The 14,657-nt window shown below is 72.6% G+C and carries 8 protein-coding genes; 6 read left to right on the top strand and 2 right to left on the bottom strand.

Features of this window, described 5'->3' with window-relative positions; all coding sequences use genetic code 11:
* Positions 1 to 67 precede the first annotated feature (67 nt).
* From ACIBH1_RS32005 to ACIBH1_RS31980, 6 genes are all read left to right on the top strand, one after another.
* Positions 68 to 940, top strand: coding sequence for a hypothetical protein (locus ACIBH1_RS32005; protein WP_397317697.1), 873 nt, complete (start codon positions 68 to 70; stop codon positions 938 to 940).
* On the top strand, positions 934 to 2,088 hold the full coding sequence (locus ACIBH1_RS32000) for a S8 family serine peptidase (RefSeq protein ID WP_397317696.1): 1,155 nt from the start codon (positions 934 to 936) through the stop codon (positions 2,086 to 2,088). The genes ACIBH1_RS32005 and ACIBH1_RS32000 overlap by 7 nt, the downstream gene beginning before the upstream one ends.
* Before the next feature lie 10 nt (positions 2,089 to 2,098).
* Entirely contained in the window at positions 2,099 to 2,407 is a 309-nt protein-coding gene (locus ACIBH1_RS31995; RefSeq protein ID WP_397317695.1) for an MGMT family protein, read from the top strand.
* 186 nt (positions 2,408 to 2,593) lie between these two features.
* Positions 2,594 to 5,314 (top strand): CDP-glycerol glycerophosphotransferase family protein, encoded by a 2,721-nt coding sequence (locus ACIBH1_RS31990; protein ID WP_397317694.1) that lies wholly within the window; start codon positions 2,594 to 2,596, stop codon positions 5,312 to 5,314.
* Positions 5,315 to 5,609: 295 nt separating this feature from the next.
* The gene (locus ACIBH1_RS31985; protein WP_397317901.1) at positions 5,610 to 8,846 is read left to right on the top strand and encodes an ATP-dependent helicase; all 3,237 of its coding nucleotides are present in this window, start codon (positions 5,610 to 5,612) and stop codon (positions 8,844 to 8,846) included.
* The gene (locus tag ACIBH1_RS31980; protein ID WP_397317693.1) at positions 8,840 to 12,112 is read left to right on the top strand and encodes an ATP-dependent helicase; all 3,273 of its coding nucleotides are present in this window, start codon (positions 8,840 to 8,842) and stop codon (positions 12,110 to 12,112) included. The genes ACIBH1_RS31985 and ACIBH1_RS31980 overlap by 7 nt, the downstream gene beginning before the upstream one ends.
* Here the strand turns inward: ACIBH1_RS31980 and ACIBH1_RS31975 are convergent.
* Positions 12,100 to 13,161 carry a type III PLP-dependent enzyme gene (locus ACIBH1_RS31975; protein ID WP_397317692.1) on the bottom strand — a complete coding sequence of 354 codons (1,062 nt, stop codon included), beginning with the start codon at positions 13,159 to 13,161 and terminating at the stop codon, positions 12,100 to 12,102. The genes ACIBH1_RS31980 and ACIBH1_RS31975 overlap by 13 nt on opposite strands.
* On the bottom strand, positions 13,158 to 14,657 hold the full coding sequence (locus ACIBH1_RS31970; RefSeq protein WP_397317691.1) for an IucA/IucC family protein: 1,500 nt from the start codon (positions 14,655 to 14,657) through the stop codon (positions 13,158 to 13,160). The genes ACIBH1_RS31975 and ACIBH1_RS31970 overlap by 4 nt, the downstream gene beginning before the upstream one ends.

The raw sequence follows: 14,657 nt of genomic DNA, 5'->3' as shown, positions 1-14,657 counted from the left end.
GAAATAGGCAGAACATCCGCGGAGTGTGCGAGTGAGTGATCAGCCGAGCAGGGCCCCCAGGAGGCCGATGACCCCGTTGCCCCGCAGCCGACGAAGCGGTGAGTCACCGTTCGGCGCGGCGGCCACGCGGCGTTCTCGCGTGCGCTCCTGGCCCGCCGCCACCCGGGCGGGCTCCCTGGCGGCGCAGCGCCGGGCCGAGATGGCCGACCTCCAGCAGGGCGTGCGCTACCGCCGCCTCTTCCGCGGCATGGTCGGCTTCATCGTGGCCCTGTCGGCGATCGTGGTGCTGCTCGGCTCCGCAGGAATGATCGTCGAGACCCGCTCGCGCCCGCTGACCCCCGCCGAGCAGTACCGCTACCAGCAGGAGGAGATCGCCCAGCGCTGGCAGGCCTGGCCGGCGGCGGGAGTCTTCCCGGAAGAGGTCAAGTACATGGGCCTGGAGCGGGCCCCGCAGTACGCGCGCCGCATCGGCATCGCCCCGCAGTCGACCTGCGCCCAGGGCCTCGACGTGACCGTCGCCGACGTGCTCGGGCGCCACGGCTGCGTCGCCCTCCTGCGGGCCACCTACATGGACGAGAGCGCCACCTTCGTCTTCACCGTCGGGGTCGCGGTCCTGCAGAGCGAGGAGTCGCGCGTCTCGGCCAACGAGGAGCTTTCGGCCGACGACCGGGTGGGGGTGCTGCCGGTGTCGTTCCCCGGCACCGTCGCCGAGCGGTTCGGCGTCGAGCAGCGCCAGCGCAACGGCTGGGTGGGCGCGGGGCCGTACATCGTCTTCTCCACCGGCGGCTACGCCGACGGCCGCACCCGCGAGTCGATACCTCCCGAGGAGATCCTGCACAGCGAGCTGTGGCCGGCCGCCAAGTCGATCGGCAACCAGATCGCCTACTTCCTGGCCGACCCGCCGAGCGTCCCTCCGTGCACCCAGGGGAACGTGTGCTGACCCTCGCCAAGGCGCTGACCGCCACCGCCGTCCTGCTGTACGGCACCGCGAGCGCGCCTCCGGTGCGGGAGCAGCAGGAGTGGGTGATCAACGCCCTCAACCTGGAGCAGGCCTGGGCGACCACCAAGGGGGCGGGCGTCACCGTGGGCGTCATAGACAGCGGCGTCGACCCCGACGTGAAGGAGCTCAAGGGCCGCGTCACTCTCGCCGGCGACATGACGACGGCGGAGAACCGGCCGGGCACCATCGGCGAGCACGGCACCGCGATGGCCTCGCTGATCGCCGCCTCCGGGGCCGACAAGGGCATGATCGGCGCGGCGCCCGAGGCCAAGGTCCTGTCCCTCCCCATCGAGCTGGAGGAGGAGGCGGGACCCAACATGATCCCGCCGGCCGAGGAGGTGGCGCCCTCTCGCGTCAGCCCCCTGGCCAGGGCGATCCGCTACGCCGCCGACCACGGCGCCCAGGTGATCAACATGTCGATCGGCTCCTACGGCGCCAACCGCTCCGAGCGCGAGGCCGTCTCCTACGCCCTGCGGCGCGGCGTGGTCCTGGTGGCCGCGGTCGGCAACGACGGCCTGTCGGAGTACGCCAAGCAGAACCAGACCTCCTACTGGACCTTCCCCGCGGGGTACCCCGGGGTGATCGGCGTCTCGGCCGTCGACAAGGCGGGCAAGGGCGCCACGTTCAGCAGTGACAACCTCTCGGTGCTGGTCGCCGCGCCAGGGGTGGGGCTGCCGATCGCCGAGAGGTCGGGGCGCTACTCCGTCGCCGACGGGACCAGCGGCGCCTCGGCCCTGGTGGCGGGGGTGGCGGCGCTGATCAAGTCGGAATACCCGAGCCTGCGGCCCGAGCAGGTCGCCCAGGCCCTGTCGGCCAGCACCCGTGCCCGCCCGCTGGCGGGATACGACGACAAGACCGGCTTCGGTGTCGTCGACGCCGCCGCCGCCCTGGCCGCGGCGGAGAAGCTGCAGCCGCAGCAGCGCGGCAAGGCCGTACCCGACAACGCGCACTTCGGGGCCGGCCCGAACGCGCCCCAGCCGTCGCGGCCTGGACCCGACCCGTGGCACATGTGGATCTTCGGCGGGGGAGCGCTGCTCGGGCTCGTGGCCTTCGGGTGGTCGGTGGCGGTGCTCAACCAACGTCGCTAGCTTGGTCCGCGTGGACGAGTACGCCGAACTGGTGCTCGAAGTGGTCGAGCGCATCCCTCCCGGCATGGTGATGGCCTACGGCGACATCGCCGAATACCTGGGCCAGGGCGGGCCCCGCCAGGTGGGCAGGGTGATGTCGCACTGGGGCGGAGGAGTGCCGTGGTGGCGGGTGGTGCGGGCCGACGGCCGCCCGGTTCAGGGGCACGAGCAGGAGTGCCTCCAGCACTGGCGTTCAGAAGGTACTCCTGTGCGTCATGAGAAAGCAGATATGCGGTGTGCCAGATGGGACGGTTCAGCGGATTCTCAGGAAAAGTCATGAGCTGCGTAGACAGTCCGATGTAGGTAATCCGGTGGACGGCGACCACTAAGCTAGCCAGCACTGGAGAACAGGTTGCGAAAGGCGGTCTCGCCGATGGCCACCGGCGTCACACCCCCAAGCCTGGGCGGCGAGCGCCTGAGGGCTGTTCAAGACCTTTGCGATCGGGGCGAATCGCTCCAGGCGGTCATGACGGCCGTCGGGAGCGGCGGGCAGGATTCCTTCGACGCGGATGTGCTGAGCGGACCGCTCGGCGCCCGCATGGACCTGGCGATCAAGCGGGGAGGAGCCCGCAGGCGCGAGCTCGTCGAGCTCCTGCGCCCCTACCTCGCGCAGGTCTCGCCCTCAGTCAAGCGCGACCTCCCGGTCGCCCGTCGGCTGCTGGTCCACCTCATCGAGACACGCGACGTCGAGGAGCTCGTCGAGGGCGACACGCTGTCGAAGGTCGTCTCCGCCGCCGCGGAGCCGTCCAGGCGCATCAGGCGCGGCCTGCGCTGGTACGCCGACCTGCCCTTCGCGGGCGAGCTGCCCGCGGAGCTGTTCCGGCTGCGCAAGTCCGACCTGGTGCCGGTCACGCAGATCGACGACATCCACTGGAAGGACGGCAGGCTCCACGTCCACGGCCACGCCTACCTGGCGGGCCTGTCGGTGCGCAGCCGCCGCTTCAACCGCGCCACCGTCGTGCTGCGCGGGCCCCGCTGGCTGCCGCCCGTGCGCCTGCGCACCCGCCGCGCCCACGCCCCCCACGCCACCCACACCGCCCGCGAGGTCGGCTGCAACTACGACTGGTCGGGCTTCACCGCGACCGTCTCGCCCGCCGCCCTGCGCTGGCGCGCCTCCCTGCGCGCCATGGTGAGCGGCGTGCGCCGCCTGGTCCGCCGCCGCCTGGCGATCCCCGAGACCACCACCTGGCGCGCCGAGATCGTCTTCTGGAGCCGCGGCGCCCGCGCCACCGGACTGCTGCGCGGCGCCGCCATCGGCCGCACCGAGCGCCCCACGGGGCTGCGCGTGCGCGAAGGCTGGTGGGTGCGTCCCGTGTGGACCTCCGACCGGGCGCTCCAGGTCGTGCTCCAGCCCAACCGGGCCGAGCTCGCCGGGGTCTCGCTCGACGACGACCGGCTGGAGCTGCGGGTCCTGCTGCCCGGACGCAACGTCACCAAGGGACACGCGCGGCTGGGCGGCCACCGCATCGCCGCCGACTTCACCCCCGTCGCCGGCGGCACCCAGGTCCTCATCGGCCTGGCCGTACATTCGCTGGTCAACGAGAAGGACGGGCGCCGGCTCTGGGTCGAGCCCAAGGGCGACCCGGCGGCCTCGGTCATGCTGTCCGACGCGGGAGAGACGCGCGCCGTCGTCGGCGACCGCGAGATCACCGTGCTGGGCGACCGCCGCGACCGCGTCGTCGTCTCGGCCCACCGCGTGCGCCCGGTCATCCGCGCGGTCTCGTGGAACGGCTCCACGCTGGAGCTGCGCGCCCACTACCCCGACGTGACCGGCGCGACCGAGCTGACGCTGCGCCACCGCTCCGGGCTGATGTACCACCTGCCCCTCGTCCGCGACGGCGACGACTTCTCCGTACGGCTCGAGCCCGGCTCGATGCCCCGCTTCGGCGAGACCGTCCCGCTGTCGTCGGGCACCTGGAACCTGTCGGTCAAGCACCCGTCCGGCGAGATCGTCCCCGTCCGCATGGACCACGCCGCCCTGCGCGACCTCGACGAGGAGCAGCGCACGGTCGGCGGCCACTCCTTCCGCCTGGTCTCCACCCGCTTCGACGTGCCCGTGATCATGTCGGAGGAAGTGCGGCCCGCCGACGAGAAGGGCCTGGCCGGCACCCACCAGCTGCGCCGGGTCTTCTACCCCGCCCAGCGCAAGGAGCCGCTCAACGACGCGACCGTCTACGTCGTCAACGACGGGCGGCTCTACGCCGACAGCGTCCGCGCCATCTTCGAGGAGCGCGTCAGGCGCGGCCACACCGGCGAGCACATCTGGATCGTCAAGGACGGCGCGTTCACCGTCGACGGCGCGACCCTGGTGCGGGCGGGCAGCCGCGAGCACCACGCCGCCCTGGCACGCTCCCGCCACATCATCACCAACTCCTTCCTGCCCACCTGGTTCCGCGCCCGCGAAGACCAGGTGGTCGTGCAGACCTGGCACGGCACCCCGGCCAAGCACATCGGCAACGACCAGTCGCACATGCAGCGCGACCCGCGCCCGCCGGTCTGGCACCGCCAGGCCGCCGAGGTGCGCGGCTGGGACCTGCTGATCTCCCAGTCGCCGTGGGCCACCCCGGTCCTGCGCCGCGCCTTCGGCTACCAGGGCGAGATCATCGAGGCCGGGCTGCCGCGCAACGACATGCTCTCCTCGTCGTCGGCCGGCGCCCGCGCCGCCGAGATCCGCGCCCGCCTCGGCCTTGACCCCGACCGGCCCGTGATCCTCTACGCGCCCACGTGGCGCGACTACGACCGCAAGAACGCCTCGGTGCGCCTGCCCGCGTCCGACGACTACCAGCTGCTGGTCAGGGCCCACCCGATGCAGGCCATGCCCAACGTGCCCGCCGGCGCGGTCGACGTGACCACCTACCCCGACACGGCCGACCTGCTGCTCGTGGCCGACGCGCTGGTCACCGACTACTCGTCGAGCATGTTCGACTTCGCGGCCACCGGGAAGCCGATCATCGTGTTCGCCTACGACCTCGACAAGTACGCCTCCAAGCGCGGGCTCTACCTCGATCTGCGCGAGCAGGCGCCGGGCCCGGTGCTGTCGACGGCCGCCGAGGTGGTGGAGGCGCTGCGCGACCTGCCCGCGATCACCTCGGCCTACGCCGACAGGTACGAAAGCTTCCGCGCGACCTTCGCCCCCAAGGACGACGGCAAGGCCACGGCCCGCGTGGTCGACCACCTCTTCGGCTAGAAGCTCGGTCTCCGCCGGTCGGGGGTCGGTCGGCTTATCGGCCGCCCCCCGCACCCGCACGGGGTGCACTCGCCAGTGCACCGATGTGAACATCGGCGACTCGGCACGATCTCGCCTGCGCGGATAGGGCCGCGCCAGCCCGAATCGGCATGGCTGCGGACGGCGTGTCGGGCGTTTCGTCCCCGGCTGGACCGCTACCTTGAGCGAATCGTCGCGCCAGAACGGTCAACTCGGCACGATCTACCTCTGTGGTCTGGTGGAATTGAGTGTTGTGAGTGGTCAGACCTGGCGATTGGTGCGACGTGGGGGCGGGGGGCCGGTTGCGCCTCCTGTTCTCGACGAGCACCAGCGTGCGGTCGTCGAGCACACCGGCGGCCCGCTGCTCGTCCTCGCAGGTCCCGGCACCGGCAAGACCACCACGATCGTGGAGGCCGTCGTCGACCGCATCGAGCGGCGCGGCCTCGATCCCGAGCGGGTGCTGATCCTCACCTTCGGCCGCAAGGCGGCGGGTGAGCTCCGTGAGCGCATCACCGGCCGCATGCGCCGCACGACCAGGACCCCGCTGGCGCTGACCTTCCACAGCTACGCCTACACCCTGCTGCGCCGCGAGGCCGTACGCGAGGGTCGTCCCGTGCCCCGCCTGCTCACCGGTCCCGAGCAGTTGCTGGAGGTCCGCCGCCTGCTCCACGGCGAGCTGGAGGACGGCGCGCGCGGCTGGCCCGAGTTCCTGCACGAGGCGCTGAAGACCCGGGGCTTCGCCGAGGAGCTGCGCGATTTCCTGTCGCGGGCCGCCGAGCGCGGCCTCGACGGCGAGCGCCTGGTCGAGCTCGGCCGTCAGTACGGCAGGGGCGACTGGGTGGCCGCCGGGCGCTTCTCCCTGCGGTACGAAGCCCGCTTCGACCTCGATCCCGAGCCGTCGCTCGACTACACCGAGCTGATCCGCGAGGCGGGCGGCCTGCTGGCCGAGCCCGACGTGCGGCGCAGGGAGCGCGGCGCCTACGACGTCGTCTTCGTCGACGAGTACCAGGACACCGATCCCGCCCAGGAGTTCCTCCTGCAGCAGCTGGCGGGCGAGGGGCGCGAGCTGATCGCCGTCGGCGACCCCGACCAGTCGATCTACGGTTTCCGCGGCGCCGACGTCCAGGGCATCCTCCAGTTCCCCAGCCGTTTCCCCGACCGGCAGGGCAACGCGGCTCCGGTGGTGGCGCTGCGCGTGTGCCGGCGCAGCGGCGCGGATCTGCTGGAGGCGTCGCGCCGGGTCGCCACCCGCCTGCCCGCAGCCCCCACTCCCGACAAGGCCCCCGCTCAGGAGCCCAACGGCCAGGGCGAGTGGATCGCTCCGCCCCCCAGGAAGGCCAAGGGCCACCGCGACCTGATCCCCGCCGACGACGCGGAGCCGGGCGAGGTCAAGGTCCTGCTGGCCGACAGCGTCGCCCAGGAGGCGGCGGTGGTGGCCGACACCCTGCGCAGGGCGCACCTGATCGACGGTGTCCCGTGGCACCGCATGGCGGTCCTGGTGCGCTCGGCGACGCGGCAGGTGCCGCTGCTGCGGCGGGCCCTGGTCTCGGCGGGCGTGCCGACCCTGGTCGCGGGCGACGAGGTGCCGCTGGCCCAGGAGCCGGGCGTGCGCCCGCTGCTGACCCTGCTGCGCATCGCGATCAACCCGGCCATGCTCGAGGAGGCGGTGGCGGAGGAGCTCCTCACCGGCCCGTTCGGCGGCACCGACATGATCGGCGTGCGCCGCCTCAGGCGCGCGCTGAAGATCGCCGAGAACGAGGCGATCCAGCTCGCCGAGGAGAACGGCGAGCCGGCGGGCGAGGCCAGGTCCTCGGGCGAGCTGCTGATCGCGGCGATCAGGGACGCCAGGGAGCTGACGAGGCTCGAAGACCACATCGCGCTGCCCGCGGAGCGGGTGGCCAAGCTGCTGGCTGTGGCAGAGGCGACCGTGCTGCAGGGCGGCACCGCCGAGGACGCCCTGTGGGATCTGTGGGACGCCAGCGGCCTGTCGCAACGCTGGACCGAGCAGAGCCTGGCGGGCGGCGCGCGCGGCGCCCAGGCCGACCGCGACCTCGACGCCGTCGTGGCGCTGTTCGACTATGCCGCGCGGTTCGTCGACCGGGTGCCCAAGGCGGGCCCCGAGGTGTTCATCGACGACCTGGCCAGCCAGGAGATCCCCGCCGACACCCTGGCCGACCGGGCGCCGGAGGGCGACGCGGTGCGGGTGCTGACCGCCCACCGCTCCAAGGGCCTGGAGTGGGACGTGGTCGTGGTGGCGGGAGTGCAGGAGGGCACCTGGCCCGACCTGCGGCTGCGCGGCTCGATGCTGGGCTCCGAGACCCTGATCGAGCTGTCGGAGGGCCAGGCGCTCGACTCCACCCAGGTGGCCGCGGCCCAGCTGGCCTCCAAGCTGCTGGCGGAGGAGCGCAGGCTCTTCTACGTGGCCGCGACCAGGGCCAGGAAGAAGCTGGTGGTCACGGCGGTGGGCGGCGACGACACCGACGAGCGGCCCTCCAGGTTCCTGGCCGAGCTGATGCCGGGAGCGGTCGAGAACGCCGGTGTCGACGACAAGGCCAGGTGGCTGAACATGTCGGCGCTCGTGGCCGACCTCAGGAGCGTCGTCACCGACCCGACCAAGCCGGCCAGGGTGCGGCAGACGGCCGCCCAGCACCTGGCGAGGCTGGCCGCCTCCGGGGTGCAGGGCGCCCATCCCAACGACTGGTACGCCCTGACGCCGATCACCGACGACCGGCCGCTGGGCTGGCCCGACGACATCGTGCGCATCTCGCCGTCGGCGGTCGAGAACTTCACCAAGTGCGGCCTGCGCTGGCTGCTGGAGACCGCGGTGGGCGCGGCGGGCACCAGCACCGCCCAGGGCCTGGGCAACGTCATCCACGCCCTGGCCGTCCTGGCCGCCACCGACCTGCCCAGCGAGGACCTGCTGGGACAGCGGCTCGACCAGATCTGGAACGAGCTCGACTTCGGCGGCGTGTGGTTCAACCGCAAGCAGCGCCAGGTGGCCGAGCAGATGATCTCCAAGTTCGTGCGCTGGCACAAGGAGAATCCCCGCGAGCTGGTCGCCATGGAGGAGTCGTTCACCGCCATGGTCTCCGAGGGCGTCGAGATCAAGGGCCGCGTCGACCGGGTCGAGCGCGACGACCAGGGCAGGGCGGTGATCATCGACCTCAAGACCGGCTCCAGCAAGCCCAAGGCGGGCGACCTCGACCGTCACCCGCAGCTCGGCGTCTACCAGCTGGCCGTGCTGCTCGACGCCTTCGCCAAGCACGGGCTGACCGAGCCGGGCGGCGCCGCGCTGGTCCAGGTCGGCAAGGCGGCCGGCAAGAACGACGCCATGGAGCAGAAGCAGCAGGCCCTGGCCGACGACAAGGACCCGAACTGGGCCAAGGACCTGGTCGACACCGTCGCGCTGGGCATGTCGGGCCCGTTCTTCCAGGCCAAGGTGAATGACGGCTGCCGCACCTGCGCGGCCCGCGGCTCGTGTCCCGTCAACGACAGCGGAGGCCAGGTGTGCTGAAGGAGACCCCCAGCCCCCTGAACCCCGTCGAGCTGGCGGGCAAGCTCGGGGTCCTGCCGCCCACGCCCGAGCAGGCCCTGGTGATCGAGGCGCCGCTGGGGCCGATGGTCGTCATGGCGGGAGCGGGCTCGGGCAAGAGCGAGACGATGGCCGGACGGGTGGTCTGGCTGGTCGCCAACGGGTTCGTCAGGCCCGAGCGGGTGCTGGGCCTGACCTTCACCCGCAAGGCCGCCGCCGAGCTCGCCCACCGCGTCAGGGAGCGGCTGGCGGGCCTGGCCGACGCGGGCCTGGTCGAGCCCGAGGTGCTCGACAACGAGCCGACCGTCTCGACCTACCACGCCTACGCCGCCCGCCTGGTCACCGACCACGCGCTGCGCGAGGCGCTGGAGCCCACGCTCAGGCTGGTCACCCCGGCTATCTCGTGGCAGCTGGCCAGCCGGGTGGTCGTCGGCTACGACGGGCCGATGGACAAGGTCGAGCTGGGCCCGCCGAGCGTCACAGCCGCCGTGCTGGAGCTGGCGGGCGAGTTGTCGGAGCACCTGCGCGGCGGGCACGACGTGCGGGCCGTGGGGGAGTGGCTCAGGCAGGGGTACGGCAAGCTGACCGGCAAGACCACCCAGGCGCAGAGCAGACCGCTCGCCGTCCACGACGCCCGGGAGCAACTGCTGCCCCTGGTGGAGGCCTACGAGCGGCTCAAGCGCCGGCGTGAGGTGATCGACTACGGCGACCAGATGTCGCTGGCGGCCCGCATCGCCTCCAACCACAAGGAAGTGGGCGAGATCGAGCGCGGGCGCTACTCGGTGGTGCTCCTCGACGAGTACCAGGACACCAGCCACGCCCAGCTCGTGCTCCTGCGCAGCCTCTTCGGCAACGGCCATCCGGTCACGGCCGTGGGCGACCCGTGCCAGTCCATCTACGGCTGGCGCGGCGCCTCGGCGGGCAACCTGCGCCGTTTCGCCCAGGACTTCCGCACCTCCAGCGGCGACGAGGCGCCCGTCAGGCAGCTGAGCGTCAGCTTCCGCAACGGCGACCGGGTGCTCGACGTGGCGGCCAGGGTCCAGCTGCCGCTGCGGATGGAGGCCAGGGAGGTGCCGGTGCTGGTGCCGGGCTCCAACCGGGTCGACAGAGGGCGGGTGACGTGCGCCTTCCACGAGACGGCCGAGGACGAGGCGAAGTGGATCGCCGACGGGATCGCGCACCTGCTCGGCCAGGAGGTCGCGCCCGACGGGCTGCCGTGGGGCGAGGGGGAGCGCAAGAAGGCCAAGACGCTCGCCATCCAGCCCAACGACGTGGCGATCCTGGCGCGCAAACGGTCGCAGTTCCCGGCCATCAGGCGGGCTCTGGAGGAGCGCGGCATCCCGGTCGAGGTCGTGGGATTGGGCGGCCTGCTGACCGTGCCCGAGGTCAACGACATCGTCGCCACGCTCCGGGTGATCTACGACCCGACCGCGGGCGACGCGCTGGTCAGGTTGCTGGCCGGTCCGCGCTGGCGGGTCGGTCCCGCCGACCTCAAGCAGCTGGGCGAGTGCGCGCGCGAGCTCAACCGGGAGGCGCGCGAGGGCAGCAAGCCCGAGAAGGACCCGCTCGACCAGGTCGTGGTGGACCTGGCGGAGGAGCGCGGCAGCCTGGTCGACGCCCTCGACGAGCTGCCCGACCGTGAGGCGTGGCTGGAGCTGTTCTCGCCGCTGGCGCGCACCAGGCTCGTCGCCTACGCGCAGGAGCTGCGGGCGCTCAGGAAGGGCACCGCCCAGCCGCTGCCCGACCTGATCACCGAGATCGAGCGGCGCATGAGCCTCGACATCGAGGTCGGCTCCCGGGGCGGGGCCTTCGCCGCCCGCGCCGACCTCGACGCCTTCCAGGACGCCGCCTCGCGCTTCGCGGGAGACGCCGAAGACCCGACCCTGGGCGCGTTCCTGGCCTACCTCCAGGCCGCGGAGAGTGAGGAGTTCGGGCTGGAGGCCGGGCGCGTCGGCGAGAGCAACAGCGTCAAGCTGATGACCGTCCACGCCTCCAAGGGCCTGGAGTGGCCGGTGGTCGTGGTGCCGGGCATGTCGCAGCTGCTCAGCTCGAAGGGCACGGTCACGACCGGCAGCATCTTCCCCGCGACCCCGGTGATGAACTCCCGCTGGACCGAGAACCCCCGCAAGCTGCCCTACCCGCTGCGCGGCGACGCGGGCGACCTGCCGCGCCTGACCGGGCTGACCAAGGACGAGCTGGCCGACTTCGACGAGCAGTGCCGCGAGCGCGACCTGCTGGAGGAGCGGCGGCTCGCCTACGTGGCCGTCACCCGCGCCCACTTCCACCTGATCTGCTCCGGATACCGCTGGGGGAGCGCCACCAAGCCGCTGGACCCGTCGGAGTTCCTGCTGGAGGTGCGCGACACCGCCGACCGCATCGCCTTCTGGGCGCCGCCGCTGGCCGAGGGCGAGACGAACCCGCTGCTCGCCGAGCCGGCCGAGGCCACCTGGCCCGTCACGCCCGAGGGTCTGCGCTACGAGTCGGTGCTCGACGGTGCCCGCATGGTCGAGGACGCGCTCGTCGGCGCGCTGGAGATCGCGGAGGACCCGCTGCGTCCCTTCGACGACGAACGGTTGCGCGCCTGGGAACGCGACACCGAGCTGCTGCTGCGCGAGCGGGCGTCCTACCGCGAGCGGGCCGGGCTGGCCGTCGAGCTGCCCTCGAAGCTCACCGTTTCGTCCCTCGTCACCCTGGCCGCCGATCCCGGCGAGCTGGCCCGCCGCATCAGGCGGCCGGTGCCGCGCAAGCCCGCCCCCCTGGCCAGGCGCGGCACCAACTTCCACAAGTGGCTCGAAGGCCGCTGGAGCCAGCAGCGGCTCATCGACGACCTGGATCTCGACCTGTTCGAGGAGGAGGAGGCCGACGTACGGCTCGCCGAGCTGCAGGCACGCTTCGAGGAGTCCGAGTGGGCCGAGCGCAGGCCGCTCGACCTGGAGGTGCCGTTCGAGACGATGATCGCCGACCGGCTGGTCCGCGGCCGCATGGACGCCGTCTTCCAGGCGCCCGACGGTTCCTACGAGGTCGTCGACTGGAAGACCGGCAAGCCGCCCACCGGAAAGGCGGCCAAGGCGGCCTCGGTGCAGCTGGCCGCCTACCGGCTGGCCTGGGCGCACCTGGCGGAGGTGCCGGTCACCCAGGTGGGCGCCGCCTTCCACTACGTCAGGGTCAACCGTACGATCCGGCCGGTGAACCTGATGGACGAGGCGGGCCTGGTCGCGCTCATCGAGGCCGTGCCTCAGTCGAGGTAGAAGAAGCCGGGCTCGGGGTGCATCAGGAAGTCGTGGTGGGAGATGTTCCAGGCGTAGGCCCCGGCCATCTCGAAGACCACGAGGTCGCCGATCTCCAGGGCGGTGGGCACCCGGCGGGCGAAGACGTCCTTGGGCGTGCACAGCTGGCCCACGAGGGTCGTCGGCTCCTCGCGCCCGGCCCGGGCGGGGATGGGCGTGAACGGCTGGTCGTGGCCCTTGGTGACCGGGGTGCGCAGGTGGTGGGTGCCGCCCTGGAGGATGGCGAACCGCTCGCCCCTGGTGCGTTTCACGTCGAGCACGCGGGTGGCGTAGTAGCCGCAGAAGGCGGTCAGCGCGCGGCCGGGCTCGACGCGGAGCACCTGGTCGGGGCGCTTCAGCGCGGCCAGGCCCTTGCCGTACGCCTGCCAGTCGAAGCGGTGGCCCTGGTCGGTGTAGGAGACCGCCATGCCGCCGCCCACGTTGACCTCCTTCGGGTGGTGCCTGGCGATCTCGGCGGCCAGCTCCAGCAGCTGGGCGGCCTCCAGCCCGCTGGCCAGGTGGGCGTGCACGCCGCGCAGCCGTACCCGCTCGTCGAACAGCGGCAGGCACTCGGCGACCGCCGACGGGTCCATGCCGAAGGGGCCGTTCATCGTCAGGGAGGCGCCCGCGACCTCCGTGTCGAGGTTGAGCCGCAGCAGGACGTCGGCCTCGACGCCGAGGCGCTTGATCCTGCGCAGTTCGTTCGGCGACTCGACGTGCAGGCGGTAGGGGTCGAGCGCGAGCTCGGCGTCGGTCTTGCCGGGCCCGCCCAGCGCCAGCCTCGCCCGCGGGAACAGGCCGCGCACGTGCGCGAACTCGCCTCCTGACGACACCTCGAAGCCGTCGACGTGCGGGGCCAGGACCTCCAGCAGGCGGGGATCGGGGTTGGCCTTGGCGGCGTAGTACAGCTCGACCCCGTCGAGCGCCTGCCGTACGGCTGCCGCGTGAGCGTCGAGCGCAGGCAGGTCGTACAGGTAGGCGGGCTGGTCGCCCAGGCGCTGGGCGGCTTCGACGACGCGTGCGGTGATCATGCGAAGGGATTGCCAATCGGGACGTAACCGGCCGAACGGTCGGCATGACGGGCCCAGCGTACGGTCAGGTTGGCCTTGGCCGGCAGTGGCTCGCCCGCGAGCAGGTCCGACAGCCGCACCGGCCAGCCGATCTCCCCGGCGTACTCCGCGACCAGGCGGCGCGCCTCCTGCCACAACGTGCGCAGCAGGTCGTCGTCGTGACCGGCGAGGGCGGCGGCGATCTCGGTCAGGTGGTTGACCACCAGGCAGTAGACGACACGTGACCAGCCGCGCTCAGCGTCGTAGGTGAGCGCCGACGCCACCGCCGGGTCCAGGCCCGACAGGTCGTGCCGCCCGGCGACCAGCTTGGTGCCCTCCAGGTCGCGGAAGATCGCCTCGCGCGGCAGGTCGTCCATGGCGACCAGCACGTTCTGCAGGTGCGGCTCCAGCACCACGCCGTGGGTGAAGTAGGCGTCGAGCACGGGCAGCGCCACCGCCGAGACGTAGGCCGACCACCAGGCGAGCGGGTCGGAGGTCTCGACCCCGAGCGCCAGCGCCCCGGCGAGCGTCGGCGTGAGGCCGGGCGTGCAGACCGCCCACGGGCTCTCCCGCACGATCACGCCCAGCCCCTCGATGTGCGAGGCGGTCGTGCGGTAGCCGGGCTCCGGCAGCCACTTGGTGCCCAGCGCCGCGAAGACCGGCTCCAGGCGCCTGGTCAGCTCCACCGCGCCCGCCAGTTCGTACCAGGCGTTCTTGCGCACGCAGTTGGTGATGCGCACGTCCAGGCTGAACTTCAGGCACTTCTCGCTGACCGGGTCGTAGACCGTGCGCACCGACGACGTCGGCGACACCGGCCACGACGTCTCGCCCAGGTCGAGCAGGCGGTCGTCGAGCTTGAGCAGCTCCACCTGCCAGGGATGGGCGGGCAGCAGCACATGGCCGGGCGGCGCCGTGCCCAGCAGGTCGAGGGCGCCGGGATCGCCCTCCTGGCGCACGAGCTCCTCGGGCACGCCCAGCAACCTCAGCGGGAACTCGGCGTGGGCCTCGGGCGCGAAGCGCAGCCAGCCCGTGCCGCCGTGCGCCTTGGGGCTGGGGTGGAAGGGATGCCCGTAGACCAGCGACTGCTCGGAGACGAGCCACGGGTCGGCGGGCGGGGCCGCCTCGGCCCTGGCGCGCAGGATGGCGGCGATCGCCTCCCTCGACGTGGCGACCTGGCCGGAGAACTCGGGGTTGTGCCCCGACAGCTCCCGCGAGGTCAGCCGTACCAGCTCGCCGGAGGTCAGCGGCACCCAGGCGCCGTCGGCCAGCCGCTCGGGCGCGCCCTCGAACCGCAGCGCCGCGCCGCCGTGCGCGCGCACCCGCACCAACGTCCCCGCCACCCGCAGGAGCAGGTACGGCGGAGCCGACCAGACCAGGCCGCGCACCCCGGCCACCTCGCGGACGCAGCAGCGCAGCAGCGCGGCGAGCGTCGCCTCCTCGGCCCGCGCGGCCGGTGGATCAAGGAGCAGGCTCTCCAC

The organism is Nonomuraea sp. NPDC050663 (assembly GCF_044456985.1).
GTDB lineage: Bacteria > Actinomycetota > Actinomycetes > Streptosporangiales > Streptosporangiaceae > Nonomuraea.
Note: the sequence above shows the minus strand (reverse complement) of the source record. Positions and strands in the feature narration are given on the sequence as shown.

Excerpts from the sequence above, each read along its gene's own strand:
- ACIBH1_RS32005 (WP_397317697.1), top strand. The coding sequence starts at position 68 with ATGACCCCGTTGCCCCGCAGCCGACGAAGCGGTGAGTCACCGTTCGGC.
- ACIBH1_RS31990 (WP_397317694.1), top strand. The coding sequence starts at position 2,594 with ATGACGGCCGTCGGGAGCGGCGGGCAGGATTCCTTCGACGCGGATGTG.
- ACIBH1_RS31975 (WP_397317692.1), bottom strand. The coding sequence starts at position 13,161 with ATGATCACCGCACGCGTCGTCGAAGCCGCCCAGCGCCTGGGCGACCAG.